Origin of the sequence: Embleya sp. NPDC020630, from assembly GCF_044334985.1 — a bacterium.
Lineage (GTDB): Bacteria > Actinomycetota > Actinomycetes > Streptomycetales > Streptomycetaceae > Embleya.
In genome coordinates this window covers 789,447-812,627 of sequence record NZ_JBIRUB010000002.1, presented here as the reverse complement: position 1 = coordinate 812,627, position 23,181 = coordinate 789,447, and the positions used below count along the sequence as shown (strand labels likewise).

The window sequence follows — 23,181 nt, the reverse complement described above, 5'->3', positions numbered from 1 at the left end:
CCTGCGAACGGCCGGATCCCACCGGTCACCGAGACCGTCCCGGCCGGTCGCCGGGAGTGTCCGAGGGGTGTCCGCGGGGTGAGCGGAACGCGTCCCGCACACGGCCCGTCGACGACATCTGACGCACCGTCAGTTAGCTGCTCTCCACACCTTGTTCCCGCAGGTCGACACGTGCCGACGGCCGGCGGCGCACCGGCTCGCGACGGACGTTTTCGACCCGCTAACGGTTGCGATGAATCCATTGACATTGATCGCGCCCACTGCCGTAATTAATCACCGCGCTTAACTGACGACCCGTCAAGGCACGTGTCACCACCGGTGATCCGGCCGACCCGGGCCTCGTCGCCTCGGCGCGGGTGTACCACCGCACGGAATGTTCAACAGACCTCGTCAACCGACCAGACCAGCGAGAGGGGGTGACACCGTCGTGTTGCGCCTGCTCGGTCGCAAGTTGCTGGCCCTGATTCCGGTGCTGTTCCTGGTCACCTTCGCGACCACGGCCCTGCCCGACCTGGTGGACGGTTCACCGGTCGCCCAGATGCTCGGCCCCGGTTCCACGCCGCAGGACCTGAAGGACCTGGAGCACGAGTTCGGGTACGACAAGTCGCTGCCCGTCCGATACGTGACCTGGGTGGGCAATGCGCTCACCGGCGACCTCGGGGAGTCCCTGAAGACCCGGACCTCCGTGATGGACGGCATCGCCGAACGTTTCCCGGTGACCCTGGAACTCGCCGTCTTCGCCCTGCTCATGGCCCTGATCGTGGCCGTGCCGCTGGGTGTGTGGACGGCCGCCAAGGCCGGCGGCCGGGTGGACCGCGTGATCGGCGGCGTCTCCTCCGGGCTGCTGTCCATCCCCACCTTCGTGAGCGTGTTCATCCTCGTCTACTTCTTCGCCAACCCGAAGATGATGCTCGCGTTCAAGCCGACCGGATGGGAGTACATCTCGGTCGACTTCGCCAAGAACATCGAGTTCGCGTTCCTGCCCGCGCTCGCCCTCGCACTCGCCGAGATCCCGCAGTTCCAGCGCCTGTTGCGCAGCGACATGCTGGCCACGCTGCAGGAGGACTTCATCCTCACCGCGCGCTCCAAGGGCCTGTCCACGCCGTACGTGCTCTTCCGGCACGCGTTGCGGCCCTCGTCGTTCTCGCTGCTGACCGTCTCGGGGCTGACCCTGGGCCGGTTGATCGGCGGCACCGTCATCGTCGAGTCCTACTTCGCCATCCCCGGCCTCGGACAGGGCATGTACCAGGCGATCAACGGCAAGGACATCCCCGTCGTGCAGGGCACGGTCGTGGTCATCGCGCTGATCTACGTGCTGCTCAATACGCTCGTGGACATCGGCTACTCCCTCATCGACCCGAGAGTGAGGGCCCGATGAGCACACTCGAAACCGCCCCCGCCGTCGGCGAGACCCCCGCGACGGTGGCCGCCGCCAAGAGCGGCAAGGCGCGCAAGCGGCCCAGCTTCCTGCTCTGGTTCGCCATCGCGTGGATGGCCGTCGTCCTGCTCGGCGCGCTGCTCAGCCTGGTCGCCTCCGGCGTCTTCCCGCACGGGTACGACAAGGCGTTCGGCGAGGCCAAGCAGGCACCGTTCTCCAGTTGGCCGGAGTTCCTGGGCACCGACGGCCTCGGCCGCAGCCACCTGACCCGGCTGGCCTTCGGCGCGCGCGTGTCGATGATCGTCGCGCTGGTGTCGGTCGTGGTCGGCGTGCTCGTCGGCGGCCTGCTCGGCCTGGTCGCCGCCTACTTCCGCGGCGTCACCGAGATGATCATCGACCTGTTCTCCGACGCGCTGCTCGCCTTCCCGCCGCTGATCCTGCTGCTCGCGCTGTCCTCCGTGTACGAGCCGTCGCAGACCAGCATCACCGCGGGGCTCGCCGTGCTCACCATCCCCGGCTTCACCCGGCTGACCAAGGCGAGCGCGATCGCCCAGTCCAACCGCGAATACGTCACGGTGGCCAAGGCGATGGGCGCGGGTCCGGGCCGGATCATCTTCAAGGAACTGCTGCCCAACACCTTCCCCGCGGTGATGTCCTACTCGGTGATCGTGATGGCCGTGCTGATCGTCGCGGAGGGCTCGCTGTCCTTCCTCGGGCTCAGCATCCCGCCGCCGATGCCCAGTTGGGGCGGCATGATCAACTCCGCGAAGGACGATCTGTCGCTGTATCCGTCCCAGGTGTTCGTGCCCTGCGCCGTGTTGTTCCTGACCGTCTTCTCGCTCAACGTCATCGGCGACCGGCTGCGCGCGAAGTTCGACGTCCGCGACACCAAGCTGTAGCCGCGGCACCGGCGACGGCCCCCCGAACGGCCGTCGCCGGCGCCCTGCTTCGACCCCATCACACAGACGGGACCGCTCTCATGAATGGGATCCAACGGCCGCGCGGCACGAAGGTGGCGTGGTGACCATGGCGGAGCCGACCACGACCGGCTCGCCCACGCCGGACGAACCCCTGCTGCGGGCCGAGGACCTGCGGGTGCACCTGGACACCCCGCGCGGCCTGCTCAAGGCCGTGGACGGCGTGTCCTTCGCCATCGAACGCGGCGAAACCCTGGGCCTGGTCGGCGAGTCCGGCTCGGGCAAGTCGATGCTGGTCCGCTCGCTGATGGGCATCTGCCCCTCGATCGCCAACATCCGGGGCAGCGTGCGCCTGGACGGACGCGAACTGGTCGGGGTGCCGCGCAAGGAGGCCCGGAAGATCTGGGGCAACCGGATCGCGATGGTCTTCCAGGACCCGATGACCTCGCTCAACCCGGTGTTGCGGATCGACCGCCAGCTCACCGAGTCGATGCGGCTGCACCTGGGCCTGGGCAAGAAGGAGGCCGGCGAGCGGGCGATCGAACTGCTCACGCTGGTCGGCATCCCCGAACCGCTCAAGCGCTCCCGGCAATACCCGCACCAGCTCTCCGGCGGCATGCGCCAGCGGGTGACCATCGCGATGGCGCTCGCCTGCGACCCCGACGTGCTGATCGCGGACGAGGCCACCACCGCGCTCGATGTGACCGTGCAGCGGCAGATCCTCGACCTGCTCCAGGAGATCCAGGCCGAACGCGGCATGGGCATGATCCTGGTCAGCCACGACCTGGGCGTGGTGGCCGGACGCACCGACCAGATCGCCGTGATGTACGCCGGTCGGATGGTCGAACACTCGCCCACCGCCGACCTGTTCGCGCATCGCCGGCACCGCTACACCGAGGCCCTGCTCGGCGCCGTACCGCGCCTGGACGTACCGCGGGACCAGCGGCCGCGCGCGATCCCGGGCAGCCCGCCCGACCTGATCACGCTCGCCTCCGGGTGCGCGTTCGCGGCCCGCTGCGGCGCGGCCGACGACCTGTGCCGCGCGCAACGCCCCGAGCTGGGCGAGGACTTGGGCACGCACCGGTTCGCCTGCCACCACCCGGTCGGCACCGACGCGCCGGCCGACGGCGCCGCCGACGCCGCCTCGGGCACCGGCGCCGACGAGAAGCCGTCCCTGATGAAGGAGACCCCCGCATGACGGCCGACGACACCGCGCCGGGCGCGCTCGCCCTCGACGACAAGCCCGCGGCCGCCACGGGTACCGACCCGCTGCTCACGGTCACCGACCTGGTCCAGCGTTTCCGGGTGCCCGGCGGGATGATGAACGCGGTCGCCGGGGTCAGCTTCGAACTCGGCCGCGGCCGCACCCTCGGCCTGGTCGGCGAATCCGGCTGCGGCAAGTCCACCCTCGCCCGCGCGATCCTGCAGCTGACCAAGCCGTCCGAGGGCTCGGTGCGGTTCGACGGGCAGGAGCTGACCACGCTGCCCAAGGCGGGCCTGCGCACCATGCGCCGGCGCATCCAGATGGTGTTCCAGGACCCCATCTCGGCGCTGAACCCGCGCCGGAAGATCTTCGACATCGTCGCCGAGGGCCTGGTCATCTCCGGCCTGCCCGCCGAGCAGATCCGCCCGCGCGTGGAGGCGGTACTGCGCCAGGTGGGGCTGGACCCGGAGCTGGTCTCCGATCGCCGGCCGCACCAGTTCTCCGGCGGCCAGTGCCAGCGGATCGCCATCGCCCGGGCCATGGTCGTCGACCCCGACCTGCTGATCTGCGACGAACCGGTGGCGTCGCTCGACGTGTCGGTACAGGCGCAGGTGCTGGACCTGCTCGACGAGATGAAGCACCGCACCGGCGTGTCGATGATCTTCGTCGCGCACGACCTCGCGGTGGTGCGCAACATCAGCGACGACGTCGCGGTGATGTACCTGGGCACCATCGCCGAGACCGGGGACACCGCGGCGATCTACGACACGCCCGCGCACCCGTACACCCGGGCCCTGCTGGACGCGGTACCCGCACCCGACCCGGCCGCCGCCCCGTCCGGTCCCGCGCTCGGCGGCGAGATCCCCTCGCCGATGAACCCGCCCAGCGGGTGCCGGTTCCGCACCCGCTGCCCGATCGCCCGCGCGCAGTGCGCCGCGCATGTGCCCACGCTGCGCGAGATCGCGCCGGGGCACCGGGTCGCGTGTCACTTCCCGCTGGTGGGCGAGGCGGCGGTGTTCGCCGACGAGGCGACCACCGGCGCGCCGAAGGCCGAGGCCGCGGACGCCGAACCGGCCGCGGAGCCCGGTTCCGAGGCCCCGAAGCAGGACTGACGCACTCTCGTCCGACGCGGTACGGCCCACGACCGGCCGTACCGCGTCGCTGTGCGTACACGGCCGTGTCCGGGCCGGTCGATCGAGGCCCGAATCGGGCATCCCGCCCTCGATGCGACACGTGTCGAGCTATAGCCTCACGGCGCTGACCGCGCTGTTCGCGCGGCAACCGGCCTCCGGCCGGCCTGCTCCACGCTTGAGGACGTTTTCTGTGGCACACGCACGACCTTTCGCCCTTCGGGCCCGCCGCCGCGCCGCCGCCGTCGTCGCGGTGATCGGCCTGCTGGCCGCGGCCGGCTGCGGCTCCGACTCCGGTGAGCCGCCCAGCGCGGTGGGCACGCCCCGGGCCGGCGGCTCGCTGGACATCCTGGCCACCTCCGACGCGCGCAGCCTGGACCCCTTCCTGCCCTCCTACGCCGCGCAGGCCGACGGCAACCGGATGGCGGCGCTGTACGACAGCCTGCTGTGGACGAACCCGGTCACCGGCTCCGTACAGCCGCAGTTGGCGGAGAGCCTGAACCCGGTGGAGGGCGGCGGGAACAAGATCTGGAGCCTGCGCATGCGGCCCAATCTGAAGTTCACCGACGGCACCGTCTTCGACGCCGCGGCGGTCAAGATCAACTGGGACACGCACGCGGTCCCCACCACCAACTCCCGCCAGCGCGACGCCACCGTGGGGATGAAGAGCCAGATCGGCGCGGACGCGCTGGAGCTGCGGATCATCCTGGACAAGCCGAACGGCAACTTCGACCGCCTGGTCGCGCGCAGCCTGTCCTTCATCGCCTCGCCCAAGGCGATCGCCGAGGGCGTCGACAAGCTGGCCGAACACCCGGTCGGCGCCGGTCCGTTCATGCTGGCCCCGGGCGGCTGGGTCAAGGGCGACCACCTGACCCTGGTGAAGAACCCGACCTACTGGCAGGGTCCGGCCAAGCCGTATCTGGACTCCATCACGTTCCGCTACGAGTCCAGCGGCACCGCGGCGGTCGACCGGGTGAAGAAGGGCCGGGCCGACGTCGCCAACGTCAGCGACGCGTTCACCCTCAAGGCGGCTCGCGCGGCCGGGGTCGGGGTCGAGACCCTGGCACTGTCCGGCGGGCAGTTGCTCAGCTTCGACACCTCCGGCGGCCCGACCGCCAACCCGGACGTGCGGCGCGCGATCGTGCTGGCGCTGAGCAGCGAGGAGATCAACCGGCGCGTGTTCGGCGGCGCCGGCACCCCGGCCCGCGGCATCTTCAACCAGTCCACGGCGCTGGCCAATCCGCAGTTGTCGGCACCGGAGAACAAGCCGCAGCAGGCGGCCGAGCTGTTCGCCAAGGTGACCGACAAGGGCGCCAAGCCGATGCGGATCAAGTTCATCGCGCCCAAGAGCGCCGCGATCGACGAACTCGGCCGCTACATGAAGGAGACGCTGGAGAAGTTCCCCGGTGTCACCCTCGACGTGGAGACCGCCGACCTCTCCGAGTTCGTCAAACGATCGAATCTGGCCGACGCGTTCGACGTCAAGGTCAGCCAACTCCTCGCCGACGACCCGGAGCCGGTGGTCTACCAGTACCTGCACCGCGGCAGCCCGAGCAACTGCTGCTTCTACGGCGACGACGCGGTGGACCGCGCGCTCGACGACGCGCGCAACACCACCGACCCCTCCCGCCGGCGCGCCGCCTACACCCAGCTCCAGCTGCAGTTGGACCGCGACATGCCGCTGTGGGTCTACCAGGAGGCCGTGGTCGCGGGCGTGTTCCACTCCGGGGTCACCGGCGTGCAGCTGTGCAACGACGGCATCTTCCTGTTCGACCGGCTCGGCAAAAAGGGCTGACTGGTCATCAGAAGTACAACGGTGACCCGATCTTGATGGACCCGTTCGCCGGAAGGCAGTAGAAAGGGACGGCGCCCTTACCAGTCGGTTCGTGGAGGCCGGGAATCATTCCTCGATTCCCGGCCTTCACGCATCTCGTCTCCAGGTCGCAGACAGTCGAGTACTCCCGTACACCCCGTACCACCGCACGACCGCACAACCGCACGGACGCACCACCATGCTCCACCCGGGGCACCGTCGCCCTCTCCCCCCGAGTCGGCCGGCGCCCCCGGCACCAAGCACGTCCGCCGCCCGGGCCCGGTTGCCCGGACGGTCCGTCAGGTGAAGGTTGGCCTTGCAGTGACTCGTACTTCCCTGTTGTCCCTTCGATCCTCGTGTCGTACCCGCCGTCGAATAGTCGCGCTGCTCGCGGCGACCGCGCTGGCCGGCGGCCTCGCCGGCTGCGGGAACGACGACGACACCAAACCGTCGGCCGCGGGCACGCCCAAACAGGGCGGCTCGCTCACGATGAGCCTCCCGGGCGACTCCACGAGCCTGGACCCCTTCTCCACCTCGTACGTGAACGTCGCCGACGGAAGTCGGATGTCCGCGCTGTACGACTCGCTGGTGTGGACCGATCCCACCACCGGCAGCGTGCGCCCGCAGCTCGCCGAGTCGCTGGCCGTCCTCGGCAGCAAAGCCGACACGTGGCGACTCAAGCTCCGCCCCAACGTGAAGTTCAGCGACGGCACGGTGTTGGACGCCGAGGCGGTCCGCTTCAACTGGGACCGGCACAAGGACCCCAAGATCGGTTCCTTCCAGCGGGGCGCGGCGAGCAACATCCTCTCGCTCACCGTCAGCGACCCGCTCACGCTCGACGTCAAACTGATCTCCGAGAACGCGAACTTCGACCACCTGGTGACCCGTTCACTCGCCTTCATCGCCTCGCCCACCGCACTGCGGGCCAGCCCGACCGGAATCGCCGACAAGCCGGTCGGCGCGGGCCCCTACAAGCTGGTGGCGTGGGAGCGCGGGGTCAAGCAGACCTTCACCCGCAACCCCGACTACTGGCAGCGCGAGAAGGGGCTGCCGCACCTGGACAACCTGACCATCACCGTCGACACGGACGTCACCCACTCGGTGGCGGCGGTCGACGACGGCAAGACCGATCTCACCGTCGCGGTGGACCCCCTCGCCGTCGCGCAGGGCGAGGACAAGAAGCTCGGCGTGTCGCGGATCGGCCTCAACGGCGGCCAGATGGTCGTGTTCAACATGAACGTCGCGCCTTTCAAGGACCTGCGCGCCCGCCGCGCGTTCGTCTTCGCGTTCAGCGGCGCCGAGATCAACCAGAAGTTCTTCGGCGCCAAGGGCATCCCCGCCAAGGGCATCTTCGCGGCGTCCTCCCCCGTCGCCAACATCCAGCTGGCCGCGTCGGAGAACGACAAGCAGCGGGCGAAGGAACTCTTCGACGACGTCACCGCGAACGGCACCAAGCCGATCAAGTTCACGTACTGGGTGCCGCAGGCGCCGGCCTCGATCCGGGTCGCGGAGTACATGAAGCAGGTGCTCGGCACGTATGCCGGCGTCGAGATGGAGGTCAAGGTCGTCGACATCGCGACCTACGTCAAAACCGTGCGCGGCGGCGGCAGCACCGAGTGGCAGGCCGCCCTCGGACAGCAGTGGATCGACGACCCGGAGCCGGGCATCTACGATCTCCTGCACGGCAAGAGCATGACGAACAACAGCGGTTACGAGAACGCCTCGGTCGACACCGCGCTCGAGGACGCGCGCAAGACGACCGACCCCGCGGCCCGACGTGACGCGTACACGCGTGTACAGCTGCAGGTGAACAAGGACATGCCGTTCTGGGTCTACCAGGAAGCGGTCACCGCCGCGATCTACGCCCCCAGGATCACCGGCGTCCAGCTGATGAACGACGGCATCGTCCTGTGGGACCGGATCGGAACCACCGGCTAGTCGTTCCACCTCGTCCCGCCCGGAATCCGTGAACCCGGGCGGGACGCCCCCGGCGCATCCGGGTCCGTCCCTCCCCCGAACCGCGGACGGGCCCGATCCCTCCGCCGATCCGCGCCCTCGCACCACAGCGCTACCGCACTTTTGGAACGACTGCACCGACGCACGACGCACGTTCGAACCCCACAGTGATAGGTAGGTAGGCCGGCAGTGGTACCCAATAAGAAGACACCCTTACCACCAGGACGCCGGGGCCCGCGCCGCCGGCTCTCGCTCACCCTCGCGCTCGCGGCGGCGACGGCGCTGGCCGCGGCGGGTTGCGGGCTGGGCTCGTCCGACTCCAAGGGCTCGTCCGGCGAGCCCCCACACGGCGGTTCGATGACGATCCTGATGCCGGGCGAGGAACGCGGGCTCGATCCGTTCACCGCGTCCTACTCCAGCATCGCCGACTCGAACCGACTCTCCGCGCTGTACGACGTCCTCGTGTGGACCGATCCGACCACCGGCGGGGTGCGCCCGAAACTGGCCGAGTCGCTGGTGTCGGACCAGACCTCGCGGATCTGGACGCTGACGCTGCGCCCGGACGTGCGCTTCACCGACGGCAGCCTGCTCGACGCCGGCACGGTCAAGGCCAACTGGGAGGCGCATCGCGACCCTTCGGTGCGTTCGCTGGTCGGCGGCCCGCTGCAGAAGGTGCAGCTGACCGAGGTGTCGGCGCTCCAGCTGAAGATCGAACTCCCTTCTCCCAATGCGAACTTCGACCACACGGTCGCCCGCAACCTGTCGTTCGTGGCGCCCCGGCGACTGGCCGCCACGCCGGAGGGCCGCTTCGAGCTCAAGCACGCGCCGGTCGGCGCGGGCCCGTTCAAGCTCAAGAGCTGGGAGCCGGGCAAGGAACTGCGTCTGGAGCGCAACCCGCAGTACTGGCAACACGATCGCCCCTATCTGGACGAGGTGGTCTTCCGGGTCGACAAGGACGCGGAGTCGGGCAACAAGACGATCCGCGCGAAGCGGGCCGACCTCACGCTGAGCACCGATCCGCAGGGCATCGCCCAGGCCCGCGCGGACGGACTCGTCGTCGAGGACGCCCGGCTCAACGGCGGCCTGATGGTCGCCTTCAACGTGCGCAAGGGCCCCTTCCAGGACCCGAACGCCCGCCGGGCGGTGACGCTCGCGCTGAGCAGTACGGAGATCAATCGGCGCTTCTACGGCGGCCGGGACGACTCGGCGCGGGGCATCTTCGACGCCTCCTCGCCGCTGGCGAACGTCAACCTGGCCGCACCGGAGAACCGACCGGAGGAGGCCAGGGCGCTGTTCGCGCAGATCACCGCGAACGGGAGGAAATCGTTCGTCTTCCGCTATCTGGTGCCCGACGCGGGCAAGATGCGGGACACCGCCGAATACATCCGGCAGACCCTGGAGGGCTATCCGGGCGTGACCGTGATCGTCGAGGTCACCGACATGGCCTCGCTGGTGACCCGGCTGGCCGGCAACGACTTCGACGCCACGGTGTGTCAGCTGTGGGCCGACGACGTGGAACCGACGATCTATCAGTTCCTGTACAGCAAAGCCGGGTTGAGCAATATCACCGGTTACGCCAACGACGTCGTGGACGCCGCCCTGGAGGACGGCCGACGCTCCACCGACGCGGCCTCGCGACGCGACGCCTACACCCGGCTGCAGAACCAGGTCAATCGTGATCTGCCGTTCTGGGTCTACTCGTCGGCGGTGATCGGCGCGGTCCACCGCTCCGACGTGGTCGGGATCCAGCTGTACAACGACGGGCTGATCCACTTCGACGCCATCGGGCGGCGCTGATGGACGGCTGACCCCACAGACCCGGCCGGGTGGCCGCCACGACGCCGCGTTTCGGGCGCCGCCGGCACCACCCGGCCGTGCACCACCGCACCACCACATCCGGTCCGAACGGGGACCGGTGTGCCTTGTGACAACGGAGGAGTCACATGAGCAAGCACCACGGCACCATCGCACGACGGCGTACGGCGGCCCTCGCCGGCGCCTCGGTCCTGGCCCTGACCCTCGCCGCGTGCGGCGGCGGTGACGACGCCCCGGGCGGAAAGGCGGACCCGAACGCCTCGGCGGGCGCGAAGAAGGGTGGCAACCTCACCCTGCTGACCGTTTCCGACGCCCGCAGCATGACACCGTTCAACGCGTCCTACGCGGCGGTCACCGACCTCAACCGCATGCTCGCGGTCTACGACGCGCTGTTCTACGTGGACAACACGCAGAACAAGGTCGTCCCGCAGATCGGCGAGAGCCTGAAGAGCGACGACGGCGGCAAGACCTGGGAGCTCAAGGTCAAGCCGAACGTCAAGTTCAGCGACGGCACCCCGCTGGACGCCGCGGCGGTCAAGTTCAACTGGGAGATGCACGCCAAGCCGGAGGTGCTCAGCCAGCACCGCCCGGCCGCGTCCGGCCTGGGGTTGGAGGTGGCCGACCCGCTGACGCTCAGAGTCACCCTGCCGATGCCGAACGCCAACTTCGACCGCACCGTGGCCACGGAGTTGTCCTACATCGAGTCGCCCAAGCAGTACGGGATCGACCCGAAGGGCGAACGGCCGGTCGGCGCGGGCCCGTTCATCCTCAAGACCTGGAACCGGGACAGCCAGATGGTGTTCGAGAAGAACCCCAACTACTGGCAGGGCGCGGACAAGCCGTATCTGGACACGCTGACCATCAAGGTGGTCAACGACGTCAAGCAGCAGGTCGACACGATCAAGGCCGGCGGCGCCGACATCACCTTCACGATCGACGCGCAAAAGACCAAGGCCGCCCAGGAAGCGGGCCTGGGCGTCACGCCGTTCACCCTCGACGGCGGCCAGATGATCGTGTTCAACACCTCGCAGGCGCCGTTCGACGACCCGCGCGCCCGCCGTGCGGTCGCGCTCGCGCTCGACCCGGCCGACCTGAACCAGAAGATGTTCGCGGGCACGGCGACCCCGGCCAAGAGCATCTTCCACAGCGGCAAGAACTTCACCGACTCCACCGCCGTGCAGCCGAGCCCGAACAAGGTCGAGGCGCAAAAGCTCTTCGACGAGTTGGCAGGCGAGGGCAAGCCGGTCAAGTTCAACTACCTGGTCCCGGAGAACCCGACCTCCAACGCGACCTCCGAATACACCATGACGGCGCTGAACGCCTTCAAGAACGTCGAGGTCAAGCTCGACAAGGCCGAGGTCGGCAGTTACTACCTGCGACTGACGGTGCAGAAGAACTACACCGCCGCGCTCTACCAGATCTGGTCGAGCGACCCGGAACCGATCCTGTTCAACAGCCTGTTCTCGCAGACCCCGCTGAACTTCACCGGCTACAAGAGCCCCGAGGCGGACGCGGCGCTGATCAAGGGCCGCTCCACCACCGACGAGACGGTGCGCAAGGCCGCCTACGCGGATCTGCAGAAGGCGCTGGTCAAGGATCTGCCGATGCTCGCCTACCAGGAGGCTGTCACCAACATCATCTCCGGCCCCCGGGCCGTGGGTGTGGTCGGCGTCCAGGACGGTGGCATGCTGATGGACCGGGTCGGGCTGAAGTAGCCGATCCCGCGCGCCGGATCGACCCCGGCCGGATCCGACGCATCGTCACCGACGGTGTCCGGGAGGCTCGTTCGCACATCGCGGACGGGCTTCCCGGCCGGTTCCGCGGGGCCGTGCGGGGCAAGGTTCCGACACGATTCAACGACTGCCTGTAACGATGTAACAGATCGGCGTACAGGTCGTGCATGTTGCGCCGAGTGGATCTACGGTGTGCCGCACGCAGTACCGATTCGGCAGTCCCCGCTCCACGCTCCACGCTCAAGGCTCCCGGCACCACTTGTGTTGTTCCCCGGCGGAGGTGGCAAGAACGTTGTCTGCACGACGCACGACCGCACGTCGCACTGCTCTGGTCTCGATGACGCTGGCTCTCGGCATCACGGCCACCGCGTGTGGCGGTTCGGACGACTCGAAGTCCTCCGGCGGCAATCAGTCCGCGGTCCAGGGCGAGGCCAAGTCCGGTGGCGGCATGACCATGCTGGCCGTCCAGGACTCCGCCTCGCTCGACCCGTTCAAGGCCTCCTCGGTCGCGGTGGCGGACGAGCCGCGCCTGGCGGCGCTGTACGACCCGCTGTTCTACATAGACAAGGACAACTCGGTCAAGCCGCACCTGGGCGAGGCGCTGACCACCGCGGACAACGGCAAGACGTGGCTGCTCAAGCTCCGTCCCGGGGTCGTGTTCTCCGACGGCACGCCGCTGAACGCCGAGGCGGTCAAAACCAACTGGGACATGCACGCCAAGGCCGACGTACAGTCCCTGCACCGCCAGATCGCCGCCGGGCTGACCACCAAGGTGGTCGACCCGAACACCATCGAGATCACCCCGCTCGGCATGCCGAACGCCAACCTCGACCGGGCGATCGCGATCGACCTGACCTACATCGCCTCGCCCGCCTCGCTGGCCAAGGGTCCGGACGAGTACCGCAACCGGCCCGTGGGCGCGGGGCCGTTCAAGCTGGAAAGCTGGACACGCGGCAGCCAGCAGGTCTTCGTCAAGAACGACAAGTACTGGCAGAAGGACAAGGGTCTGCCCAAGCTGGACAAGCTGACGATCAAGAACGTGCCGGACATCAAGCAGCAGTACAGCACCGTCACCAGCGGTGGCGCCGACGTGTTCGTCAGCTCCGACAACGCCACCATCGCGCAGGCGGAGAAGGAGATCGGCGTCGTCCAGCGCACGGTCGACGGCGGCCAGATGATCCAGTTCAACATGACCCGTCCGCCGTTCGACGACCTGCGGGCGCGCCAGGCGATCACGCTGGCCCTGGACCCGGCCGGCATCCCCAAGACCCTCGCCAACGGCTACGTGCCGGCGAAGGGCTTCTTCGCCCAGAAGTCGCCGTTCTACGACCCGGCCGCCGTGCAGGCCGCACCGGACAAGGCCAAGGCCAAGCAGCTCTTCGACGAACTGGAGCGGGAGGGCAAGAAGGTCGAGTTCACCTACCTGCTGCCGCAGAACCCGTCGTCGATCAAGGTCGCCGAGTGGATGCAGACCCAGCTGGCCGACTACAAGAACGTGTCGATGAAGCTGGAGCCGCTGGAGATCGGCGCGTACGTCGAGAAGTACGCGTTCCGCAAGGACTTCCAGGCGATGCTCTTCCAGCAGTGGCTGGCCGACCCCGAACCGGTGACGTTCAACAACTGGTTCTCCAAGAGCCCGACCAACTTCGTCGGCTGGAAGAGCGACGCGGTGGACGCCGCGCTGCTGACCGGCCGCAACTCCACCGACCCGGCCGTGCGCAAGAAGGCCGCCTCGGACCTGAGCAAGGCGATGGTCGCCGACCTGCCGGCGTGGACCTACGCGGAGTCCTCGATCGCGGTGATCTCCAACAAGAAGATCACCGGCGTCGTGCAGTTCAACACCGGCGTCTTCTTCATGGACCGGATCGGGTTCAAGTAGTCGCCGAACCCGCGCGCGCGTCGGCCCCCTCCCGGGTGTGGGAGGGGGCCGACGCGCGTCACGCGGTGGGAAACGGCGCCTCGGGCAACTCGCGCGCCACCCGGGCGGCCAGCGCGCGCACCGCCGCGTCCGCCGGGAAGGCGCCCACCAATGCCTCGACGGTGCGCCGCAACCGTACGATCAGCCGCTCCGAGCGCACCCGGAAGGCGATCTCCAGGGCCGCCGCGGCCTGTTCCACCGCGGCCCCCGGGTTGCGCTCGATCAGGAACACGGTGGCCAACCCCACCCGGGCAAGCGCCAGACTGCGTACATACTCGCCGGTGCCCTGGAGCAGCCGCACCGCCTCGCCCAGCCGCTCCTTCGCCGGGGCCACGAACACCGGTCTGGTGTAGGCGAGATCCCGGAACGCGTGACCGCTCTCGGCGAGCAGTTCGGCCCGGTCGAAGTAGCGGATCCAGTCCGGCTCGAACTCCGCCCTGGTGTCGGCCAGCGCCTGTTCGGCCAGGCCCAGCGCGCGCCGACATCGGTCCGCGTCGCCGAGCGCGGCATACGCCCGGCCCTCCAGCGCGTACAACATCGCCTGGAGCGCGGTACTGCCCGTGTCCCGGCTGCCGTACTGCGCCAGATGGATCAACTCCAGTGCGTCCTCGGACAGTTCGTAGTGGATCATCTGCCGCGACATCACCCCCAGCACATTGGCCCCGAACGGCGCGTCGTCGCACTCCTTCGCCGCGTGCAGCGCGAGCACCATGTACTTCTGCGCGCCCGGCTGCAGGCCGGTGTCGTAGGACATCCACCCGGCCAGCAGCGCGAGTTCGGCGGTCAGCCCGAGCAGCCGGGCGCGCACAGCGGGCGGATGTTCGTCGCGCAGCAGGTCGGTGAGCCCGTTGAGCTGCCCGATCACCGCCTTGCGCCGCAGTCCGCCGCCGCCCTGCATGTCCCAGCGCCGAAACAGCCGGACCGTCTCGTCCAGGTGCTCGGTCGCACCGGCCGGCAACCGCGCGAAGCGCCTCGGCCTCGCACCCCGTGCGCTCGCCGGGCGGCCCGGGACCACCGCGGGGAGCGATACCGGCAGCGGCGCCGACCAGCGCTGCAACGGCTCCACCAGGTCCCGACCCGCGGCCAGCCGCAGCGCGGGGCCGACGAACTCCTGGCGGCCCAGCAGCAGATCGCCGCGCGTGTACTCGCCGAGGATGTCCACCACCGTCTCGAAGGTCCACGGCAGGTCCACGCCGAAGTCGCCGTGCGGCTCGTCCGGCTCGCGCAGCCCGAGTTCGTCGATACTGACCACACGCCCGAAGCGCCGGGTGAACAGCTCGGCCAGGATCTGCGGTATCGGCTCGCGCGGCTGCTCGCCGTCCAGCCAGCGGCGCACCCGCGAGGTGTCGGTGCTGACGTGCGGGGCGGACATCGCCTTCGCATGGCGGTTCACCTGGCGCGCCAGTTCGCCCTTCGACCAGCCGCTGCGCGCGAACCAGGTCGAGAGCCGATCGTTGGGCTGCCGCCCGCCGTCCGGCTCGGGTTCGTCGGCGCACCCGCCGTCCCGCGCTCGCGTCGTCGCCACCGCATCGCCCCCATGCCCTCAGCGGTCCGGCCGGTCAGGCGTCGGGCCCCGATGGGAAACCGTACGCGCAGGCCCGTTCGCCGAACGTATTCCGACTCGCGCGCAGGTGCCGGTCGATACCGCAAACGCCACGCTTCGCCACCCCACGCGCCCGGGACGCGCTACGGGGGAGGCCACGTTTGACTGATCGGCGACGCGGTGTCACCGACGGCTGCCCGTTGCCGCCGTTCATATCGTGCGGACACCACGATCGTCGAGGTGACCTTATGCGGTCACAGCGTAACCAAAAGTAATGAGCGCCGTTGGGGAGGACATGGACATCATGCTCGGATCGCGCCGGCGCACGCGGGCCGCACTGTGGCAGGCGGTGGCCGAGTTCGCGGAGGAACGCGGCTGGCCGGTGGCCCAGGGGGCACATCTGGTCCGCGACGGACGCGGCACACACTGTTCGTGCGGCCGTCGAACGTGTGCCGCGCCGGGCATGCACCCGGCCGACCCGCGCTGGTCCGAACGGGCCACCGCGTCGCCGGCGGCGGTGCGCTACCTGTGGTCGCAGTGGCCGGACAGCACCGTGGTGGTCCCCACGGGTCGAGTCTTCGACGCGATCAGCGTGCCGCGCGCGGCGGGCTCGCGGGCGCTGGCACGCCTGGAACGTATGGGCACCCCGCTGGGCCCGGTCCTTGCCACCCCGACCGGCCGGCTGGCGTTCCTGGTCGCCCCCGGAGCCGCCGCCGAACTCCCGCACCTGCTCTACCAAATGGGCTGGGACGACGCCGACCTGGACCTACGCTGCCACGGCACGGGCGACTACGTCTTCGCCCCACCATCCCCCATGGGCCTGCTCGGCCCGGTCGAATGGATCCGCCCCCCGGCCCCAGGCACCCCGATCCTCCCCGAAGCCCGCCTACTCCTGGGCACCCTCGCCTACACCTGCCACCGCCAGGACACACCCCCCACAGGCCGATCCCTGTGGCTGGCCTCCTGACCAATCCACCCCGCCCGGCCCCTGAGAACACCCGGCCGGAGGCCACCACAAACGGCAGCCTCCGACACCCGAACACCCAACCCCTCAGCCCGTCGGGCACTCGAGGACCCGCGTCGCAGCCCGAGCCAAACAACTCCAGCCCGTCCGGCGCTTGAGGACACCCGGCCGGAGGCCACCCAACCCCTCAGCCCGGCCGGCGATGCAACCGGAGCCAGGCAAATCCAGCCCGTCCGGCGCTTGAGGACCCGCGTCGCAGCCCGAGCCAAGCAAACCCAGCCCGTCCGGCGCTTGAGGACACCCGGCCGGAGGCCACCCAACGGCAGCCTCCGGCACCCGAAGCACCCAACCCCTCAGCCCGGCCGGCGTTTGAGGACACCGGGCCGGAGGCCACCACCCAACCGCGACCTCCGGCGCAAACGACACCCGAACCACCCAGCCCGTCCGGCGTTTGAGGACACCCCGGCGCGGGCGAAGCCCAACCGCAGCCCGAAGACCCGCGCGCTCCGCGCCAACCCGCGCCTACTCCCCAATGAGCGCGTCCACGAACGCCGACGGCTCGAACGGCGCCAGATCGTCCGGCCCCTCCCCAAGCCCGATCAACTTCACCGGCACGCCCAACTCCCGCTGCACCGAAACCACGATGCCCCCCTTGGCGGTCCCGTCCAGTTTCGTGAGCACGATGCCGGTGATGTCCACCACCTCCGCGAACACCCGAGCCTGGACCAGCCCGTTCTGCCCGGTGGTGGCATCCAGCACGAGCAGCACCTCGTCCACCGGCCCGTGCTTCTCCACCACCCGCTTGACCTTGCCCAACTCGTCCATCAGCCCGGTCTTGGTGTGCAGCCGCCCGGCGGTGTCCACGAGCACCGTGTCCACTCCCTCGGCGATGCCCTCCTTGACCGCGTCGAACGCGACGGAGGCCGGGTCCCCGGCCTCCGGCCCCCGTACGGTACGGGCGCCCACCCGCTCGCCCCACGTCTGCAACTGGTCGGCCGCCGCGGCACGGAACGTATCCGCCGCCCCCAGCACCACACTGCGCCCGTCGGCCACCAGCACCCGGGCCAGCTTGCCCGTCGTGGTGGTCTTCCCGGTCCCGTTGACGCCCACCACCAGCACCACGGCCGGCCGGTCGCCCGCCTCTCCCCCGGTGTGCCGGGCGGTCTTCAGCGTCCGGTCCAGGTCCGGCCCGACCAGCGTGAGCAGTTCCTCGTGCAACAGCGCCCGCAGATCGGCCGGCGTCCGAGTACCGAGCACCTTCACCCGGGTACGAAGCCGGTCCACCAGCTCCTGCGTGGACGCGACGCCGACGTCGGCGGTCAGCAGGGTGTCCTCGATCTCCTCCCAGGTGTCCTCGTCCAGGTGCTCGCGCGCGAGCAGGGCCAGCAGCCCCTTGCCCAGCGAGGTCTGCGAACGGGCCAGCCGGGCCCGCAGCCGGACCAGCCGGCCGGCGGTGGGGTCGGGAATCTCCAGCGGCGCCGGTTCCGGCTCGGCCGGCACCACCACCGTGGTCTCCGGCAGGTCGACCGTGGCGACGGTACGCCGCGGCGCCTCGAGGCCCGGCGCGGCCTCGTCACCGACGCCCGGCTCGACCGGCGTGCGCGGCGGCGCCGGCGGGACGCCCTTGCGGCGCGAGCCGACCACGAACCAGCCGGCGGCGCCGAGGACGACAAGGGCAATGACGACGATCAGGATCACAGTCTCCATAGGACCTCCAGTCTCCCAGACCGCCCGGCGGCGAACCGCGACCGACCACCTCCGGCGGGTCCGCGCCCGGCGGGCGGTGCGATCACCCGGAGACCGTTGAATCCTGACACTGCGTCAGATAGCTTGCCGATGCCAAGCACCGTCCGGCCGACGACACGTGTCCGAGACGGCTCGGCCCGACCCGGAAGGTGTTCACGGTCCATGGCTGTCACGAATCTGCGGTTCAACCAGGTGCTCCCCGGTCTCGACCGGCAGGAGATGTCCGCCCGCTATCGGGCCACCGTCGAGATGGCGGCCTTCGCGGACAAGAACGGGTTCGACATGATCAGCCTGGAGGAGCACCACGGCGCGGACAACGCCTGGAGCCCGTCACCGCTGAGTACCGCGGGCGCGATCTTCGGCGCCACCGAGCGCATCGGCGTGATCGTCTGCGCGCTGCTCGCCCCGCTCTACGACCCGATCCGGCTCGCCGAGGACATCGCCGTCCTGGACAACATCAGCGGCGGCCGGCTCTCCCTCGTCGCGGGCATCGGCTACCGGCCCGAGGAGTACGCGGCGCTCGGCAAGGAGTGGAAGCGGCGCGGGAAGATCCAGGACGAGGTCCTGGAGACCCTGCTCAAGGCGTGGACCGGCGAGCCGTTCGAATACCGCGGCACCACCGTACGGGTGACCCCGAAGCCGTTCACCGACCCGCACCCGATGGTCATGGTCGGCGGCACCGCGAAGGCGTCCGTGCGCCGCGCGGTCCGGCTGCGCCTGCCGTTCTACGCGGCGGCGCCGATCCCGGAGCTGGAGCAGTACTACTACGAACTTGCCGCGGAGGAGGGCTTCGAGGGCGGCTTCGCGATCCTGCCGCCGGTGAAGACCCGGATGATCTACTGCACCGAGGACCCGGACAAGGCATGGGCCGAGTACGGCGAATACTTCCTGCACGAGGCCACCACCTACGCCGGCTGGCAGACCCCCGACATCGCCTCCGTCGTCGAGTCGTCGGCCACCACCGTGGCGGCGCTGCGCGAGGAGGGCATCTACTGCTGCCTCACCCCCGACGAGTGTGTCGAGATCGGGCAGGCCGGCGGCCTCACCGACGCGCTGATCCTGCACCCGCTGGTCGGCGGCCTGCCGATCGACGCGGGCTGGGCCAGCCTGCAGCTGTTCAACGACAAGGTCATGCCGCGCAACGTCCCGGCGTAACACCCCTGCCGAGGGCCGCGCTCCGCCCCGGAGCGCGGCCCTCGTCCGGTCCGGGCCCACCACACCGCCCCGGGCGTATCTCAGCGCACCGCCCCGCTCATCGGCTCGGCGTGCTCCGTCGCCTCCCGCCGGTCCTCCTGCCGCAACCGCTGGCTGATCACCGTCGTCACGCCGTCGCCGCGCATCGAGACGCCGTAGAGCGCGTCGGCGACCTCCATCGTGCGCTTTTGGTGGGTGATCACGATCAGCTGCGAACTCTCCCGCAGCTCCGCGAAGATCCCGATCAGCCGCTGGAGGTTCATGTCGTCCAGCGCCGCCTCGACCTCGTCCATCACATAGAACGGACTGGGCCGGGCCTTGAAGATCGCCACGAGCAGGGCCACAGCGGTCAGCGAACGTTCGCCGCCGGACAACAACGACAGCCGCTTGACCTTCTTGCCCGGCGGCCGGGCCTCGACCTCGATGCCCGTGGTCAGCATGTCCTCCGGGTCGGTGAGCACCAACCGCCCCTCGCCACCGGGGAACAGCCGGGCGAACACCCCCACGAACTCCCGCGCGGTGTCGTGGAAGGCCGCGGTGAAGACCTGCTCGACCCGCTCGTCCACCTCCTTGACCACGGTCATCAGATCGCGGCGGGTCTTCTTCAGATCCTCCAACTGCTCGGTCAGGAAGTTGTGCCGCTCCTCCAGCGCGGCGAACTCCTCCAACGCGAGCGGATTCACCTTGCCGAGCTGTACGTGCGCCTTCTCCGCCGCGCGCAGCCGCTTCTCCTGCTCGGCCCGGACGTACGGACGCGGCTGCGCTTCGGCCGAATCCGGATCGCGCGTCTCGCCCTCGGCCGGCAACGACGCGGGTACGAGGCGGTCCGGGCCGTACTCGGCGACCAGCCCCTCGGCCTCGATCCCGTGCTCCTCCAACGACCGGGCCTCCAACTGCTCGACCCGCAACCGCTTCTCCGCCCGCAACATCTCGTCCCGGTGCACCGAGTCGGTCAACTTCTCCAACTCGGCGGCGAACTCCCGGGACCGTCCACGCTCGCGGGCCAGGTCCGCCTCGCACGCGGCCCGCGCCGCCTCCGCCGCCTCGCGCTCGGCGCCGGCGCGCGCCAAGGACGCCTCGACGTGGCGCAACAGCGTCTCCGCGCCCACGAGCACCGCCCGCGCGATCCGTGCCTCCACCGCCAACCGCTCCCGGCGCCGCGCGGCCGCCGCGCGCGCCTCCCGCTCCGCCCGCGCGCCGCGGTCCAGCGCGTCGGCCCGACCCGCAAGCGAGCGCACCCGCTCCTCGTGGGTGCGCACCGCGAGCCGGGCCTCCATCTCGGCCTGCCGCGCGGCGCCCGCCGCGCCCGCGAGCCGATCGCGCTCGGCGTGGTCCGGCTCCTCGTCGCCCTCGGCCGCGTTGTACTCCTCGGCGCTCTCCAGCCGGGCCGCCAACTCCTCGGCCTTCGCCTCCTCCTGCTCCCGCGCCGCCTCGGCCGTGGCCACCGCGCCCGCCAACCGCTCGGCCTCGCCCGCCGCCGCCCGGGCCTGCCCGCCGAGCCGACCCAGCTGCTGCGCGGCCGCGGCCGCCCTGCGCTCCGCCTCGCGCCGCTCCGCCCGGGCCCGCTCGACCGCCGCCGCGGCCTCCCGCCGACCCGTCACCGCGTCGGCCAGCGCGTCCTTGGCCGCGGCGCACGCCCGGGTCAACACGTCCAACCGCGCGACCGCCTCGTCCACCGCGGCCTGCACCTCCAGCAGGCTCGGCGCACCGGCCGACCCGCCGGACGCGAAGCCCTCGCCGACCAGATCCCCGTCCCGGGTCACCGCCCGCACCCCGGGCACCGCCCGGACCAGGTCCGCCGCGGCGCCGAGGTCGTCGACCACCGCGACCCGATCGAGCAGCACGGCCAGCGCCCCGCGCAACGCCTCGGGCACGACCACCAGCCGCGTCGCGTACACCGCGTCCGCCGGCAGCACGGGCCACCCCTCCGGCCCCACGGCCGGCCCCTCCGCCGCGGCCCCGGCGAGCACCAGCGCAGCCCGCCCCGCGTCGTCCTTGCGCAGCAGCCGCAACGCCTCCACGGCCGGCTCCACGCCGTCCACCGCGACCGCCTCCGAGGCCGCCCCCAGGGCCGCCGCCACCGCCTGCTCGGCGCCGTGCTCCACGGTGATCAGCGCGGCCACCGTGCCGAGCACGCCGGAGAGCCGATCACCGGCCGCGAGCAGCGCACCGCTACCGTCCCGGCGGCGCAACGCCGGCTCCAACGCCTCCTTGCGCGCGGTCACCGCCGACCGCTCCCGCTCCACCGCCTGCTCCGCGTCACGCGCCCGGGCCAACGTCTCCTCCGCAGCGACCAGCGCCTCCTCGGCCGCCGCCAACCGGGCCTCGATCGCGGCAGGCCCGGACCCGCCGTCACCGTCCTCGGGCGAACCCTCGACCCCGAGCCGCAGCTCCTCGTACTCCTCCCGCGCCGCGACCGCCCGCTCCCGCGCCTCGTCCCGAGCGCCCGCCAGTCGCCCGATCTCGGCCTCCGCGGCGGCCACCCGGCTGCGCGCGGCGCCGACCTGTCCGACCAGCCGGGCCAGTCCCTCCCTGCGATCCGCGAGCGCCCGGGCGACCACCTTGAGCCGGCCCTCCTCGGCGACCAGGGACCGCTCCAGCTCACCGCGCCGCTCCACCGTCTCGGCCAGTTCGATCTGCGCCGACTCCAACGCGGCGGCCAACTCCGCCTCCTGCTCGCGGATGCGTTCGGCCTCGCGCTCCATCTCCTCCGGGTCGCGCCCCCGCCGCTCGTCGGCCGGCGCCGTGCTCGCGTGCCGCAGCCGCTGGCCCGCAAGCCCCGCCGTCCCGCGCACCCGTTCGGCCAGCGCGGACAGCGTGTACCAGGTCTCCTGCGCCCGGGCCAGGCGCGGCGCCATCGCCCGCACCTCGGCCTCCAGTTCGGCCTCCCGGGCCTGGACCACGCCCAACTCGCGCTCGACGACCGTGCGCCGCTCGCGCAGCGCCGTCTCGTCGGCGACCTCCTCGGCCAGCGCCCGCCGCAGTCCGACCAAGTCGTCGGCGAGCAGCCGCAGCCGCGCGTCCCGCAGGTCGGCCTGGATCGCCGCCGCCCGCCGGGCCACCTGGGCCTGCCGGCCGAGCGGCTTGAGCTGCCTGCGCAGCTCGCCCGTCAGGTCCTGGACCCGGTTCAGGTTCGCCTGCATCGCGTCCAGCTTGCGCAGCGCCTTCTCCTTGCGCTTGCGATGCTTGAGGACGCCCGCGGCCTCCTCGATGAACGCGCGGCGCCCGGTGGGGTCGGCCTGCAACACGGAGTCGAGCCGGCCCTGGCCGACGATCACGTGCATCTCCCGACCGATCCCGGAGTCGGAGAGCAGTTCCTGGATGTCGAGCAGCCGGCACGTGCTGCCGTTGATCTCGTACTCGGAGCCGCCGTTGCGGAACATCCGCCGGGTGATGGTGACTTCGGCGTAGTCGATGGGCAGCGCGCCGTCGGTGTTGTCGATGGTCAGGCTCACCTCGGCCCGCCCGAGCGGCGGCCGGCCGGCGGTGCCGGCGAAGATGACGTCCTCCATCTTGCCGCCGCGCAGCGTCTTGGCGCCCTGCTCGCCCATCACCCACGACAGCGCGTCGACCACGTTCGACTTGCCGGAGCCGTTGGGCCCGACCACGCACGTGATGCCGGGCTCGAAGCGCAGCGTCGTCGCCGACGCGAAGGACTTGAAGCCACGCAGGGTCAGACTCTTGAGGTGCACGCGACAAAAGGGTAGTCGGCGGTGCCCACACGATTGCCGTGCTCCGTCGACGGGTCGGCGTGTCGAGTGCCCCGTATGGGGGTATCAAACGCTGGAAGCGAGCGGGAGGGCGGGCAAGGGGGATCGGCGGGGACGACACACGGGGCGGTTGGCAAAAACACCGGGCGCGCGGGTCGAC

General features: G+C 70.6%; 14 protein-coding genes. 11 read left to right on the top strand and 3 right to left on the bottom strand.

Translation table 11 applies throughout. The features are described 5' to 3' along the window. The first annotated feature begins 427 nt into the window (after positions 1-427). The 9 genes from ACH4XV_RS09725 (at position 428) to ACH4XV_RS09685 (ending at position 13,825) form a co-directional block, all read left to right on the top strand. Positions 428-1,378, top strand: a complete 951-nt coding sequence (locus tag ACH4XV_RS09725; RefSeq protein WP_126642836.1) for an ABC transporter permease — start codon at positions 428-430, stop codon at positions 1,376-1,378. Further along, positions 1,375-2,277, top strand: coding sequence for an ABC transporter permease (locus ACH4XV_RS09720; protein ID WP_395788072.1), 903 nt, complete (start codon positions 1,375-1,377; stop codon positions 2,275-2,277). Before ACH4XV_RS09725 ends, ACH4XV_RS09720 begins: the two co-directional genes overlap by 4 nt. A 127-nt stretch (positions 2,278-2,404) precedes the next feature. Continuing rightward, entirely contained in the window at positions 2,405-3,493 is a 1,089-nt protein-coding gene (locus ACH4XV_RS09715; RefSeq protein ID WP_395788670.1) for an ABC transporter ATP-binding protein, read from the top strand. Further along, positions 3,490-4,611, top strand: coding sequence for an ABC transporter ATP-binding protein (locus tag ACH4XV_RS09710; protein WP_395788070.1), 1,122 nt, complete (start codon positions 3,490-3,492; stop codon positions 4,609-4,611). Before ACH4XV_RS09715 ends, ACH4XV_RS09710 begins: the two co-directional genes overlap by 4 nt. A 211-nt stretch (positions 4,612-4,822) precedes the next feature. Next, the gene (locus tag ACH4XV_RS09705) at positions 4,823-6,424 is read left to right on the top strand and encodes an ABC transporter substrate-binding protein (RefSeq protein WP_395788068.1); all 1,602 of its coding nucleotides are present in this window, start codon (positions 4,823-4,825) and stop codon (positions 6,422-6,424) included. Between the two features lie 339 nt (positions 6,425-6,763). Next, a complete protein-coding gene (locus ACH4XV_RS09700; protein WP_395788066.1) occupies positions 6,764-8,380 on the top strand; it encodes an ABC transporter substrate-binding protein in 1,617 nt (538 codons plus the stop codon). Positions 8,381-8,587: 207 nt separating this feature from the next. Continuing rightward, entirely contained in the window at positions 8,588-10,195 is a 1,608-nt protein-coding gene (locus ACH4XV_RS09695) for an ABC transporter substrate-binding protein (protein ID WP_395788064.1), read from the top strand. Positions 10,196-10,341: 146 nt separating this feature from the next. Then, positions 10,342-11,928 (top strand): ABC transporter substrate-binding protein, encoded by a 1,587-nt coding sequence (locus ACH4XV_RS09690; protein WP_395788062.1) that lies wholly within the window; start codon positions 10,342-10,344, stop codon positions 11,926-11,928. A gap of 355 nt (positions 11,929-12,283) precedes the next feature. Beyond that, a complete protein-coding gene (locus ACH4XV_RS09685) occupies positions 12,284-13,825 on the top strand; it encodes an ABC transporter substrate-binding protein (protein ID WP_395788060.1) in 1,542 nt (513 codons plus the stop codon). Positions 13,826-13,883: 58 nt separating this feature from the next. Here ACH4XV_RS09685 and ACH4XV_RS09680 read toward each other — a convergent pair whose 3' ends face one another. Then, positions 13,884-15,389 (bottom strand): hypothetical protein, encoded by a 1,506-nt coding sequence (locus ACH4XV_RS09680; protein ID WP_395788058.1) that lies wholly within the window; start codon positions 15,387-15,389, stop codon positions 13,884-13,886. A gap of 292 nt (positions 15,390-15,681) precedes the next feature. On the opposite strand from ACH4XV_RS09680, the gene ACH4XV_RS09675 reads away from it, so the two are divergent. Then, on the top strand, positions 15,682-16,374 hold the full coding sequence (locus tag ACH4XV_RS09675) for a bifunctional DNA primase/polymerase (protein WP_395788056.1): 693 nt from the start codon (positions 15,682-15,684) through the stop codon (positions 16,372-16,374). Positions 16,375-16,893: 519 nt separating this feature from the next. On the opposite strand, the gene ftsY is transcribed toward ACH4XV_RS09675, so the two are convergent. After that, positions 16,894-18,078 carry a signal recognition particle-docking protein FtsY gene (gene ftsY, locus ACH4XV_RS09670; protein ID WP_395788054.1) on the bottom strand — a complete coding sequence of 395 codons (1,185 nt, stop codon included), beginning with the start codon at positions 18,076-18,078 and terminating at the stop codon, positions 16,894-16,896. Positions 18,079-18,279: 201 nt separating this feature from the next. Between ftsY and ACH4XV_RS09665 the strand changes: the two genes are divergently transcribed. Beyond that, positions 18,280-19,272, top strand: a complete 993-nt coding sequence (locus ACH4XV_RS09665; RefSeq protein ID WP_395788052.1) for an LLM class flavin-dependent oxidoreductase — start codon at positions 18,280-18,282, stop codon at positions 19,270-19,272. Between the two features lie 80 nt (positions 19,273-19,352). Here the strand turns inward: ACH4XV_RS09665 and smc are convergent, their stop codons facing one another. Continuing rightward, a complete protein-coding gene (gene smc / locus ACH4XV_RS09660) occupies positions 19,353-23,003 on the bottom strand; it encodes a chromosome segregation protein SMC (RefSeq protein WP_395788050.1) in 3,651 nt (1,216 codons plus the stop codon). Between the last annotated feature and the right edge of the window lie 178 nt (positions 23,004-23,181).

Coding starts and splice junctions, on each gene's coding strand:
- ACH4XV_RS09720 (WP_395788072.1), top strand. CDS start 1,375: ATGAGCACACTCGAAACCGCCCCCGCCGTCGGCGAGACCCCCGCGACG.
- ACH4XV_RS09715 (WP_395788670.1), top strand. CDS start 2,405: ATGGCGGAGCCGACCACGACCGGCTCGCCCACGCCGGACGAACCCCTG.
- ACH4XV_RS09710 (WP_395788070.1), top strand. CDS start 3,490: ATGACGGCCGACGACACCGCGCCGGGCGCGCTCGCCCTCGACGACAAG.
- ACH4XV_RS09690 (WP_395788062.1), top strand. CDS start 10,342: ATGAGCAAGCACCACGGCACCATCGCACGACGGCGTACGGCGGCCCTC.
- ACH4XV_RS09685 (WP_395788060.1), top strand. CDS start 12,284: ATGACGCTGGCTCTCGGCATCACGGCCACCGCGTGTGGCGGTTCGGAC.
- ACH4XV_RS09675 (WP_395788056.1), top strand. CDS start 15,682: ATGAGCGCCGTTGGGGAGGACATGGACATCATGCTCGGATCGCGCCGG.
- ftsY (WP_395788054.1), bottom strand. CDS start 18,078: ATGGAGACTGTGATCCTGATCGTCGTCATTGCCCTTGTCGTCCTCGGC.
- ACH4XV_RS09665 (WP_395788052.1), top strand. CDS start 18,280: ATGGCTGTCACGAATCTGCGGTTCAACCAGGTGCTCCCCGGTCTCGAC.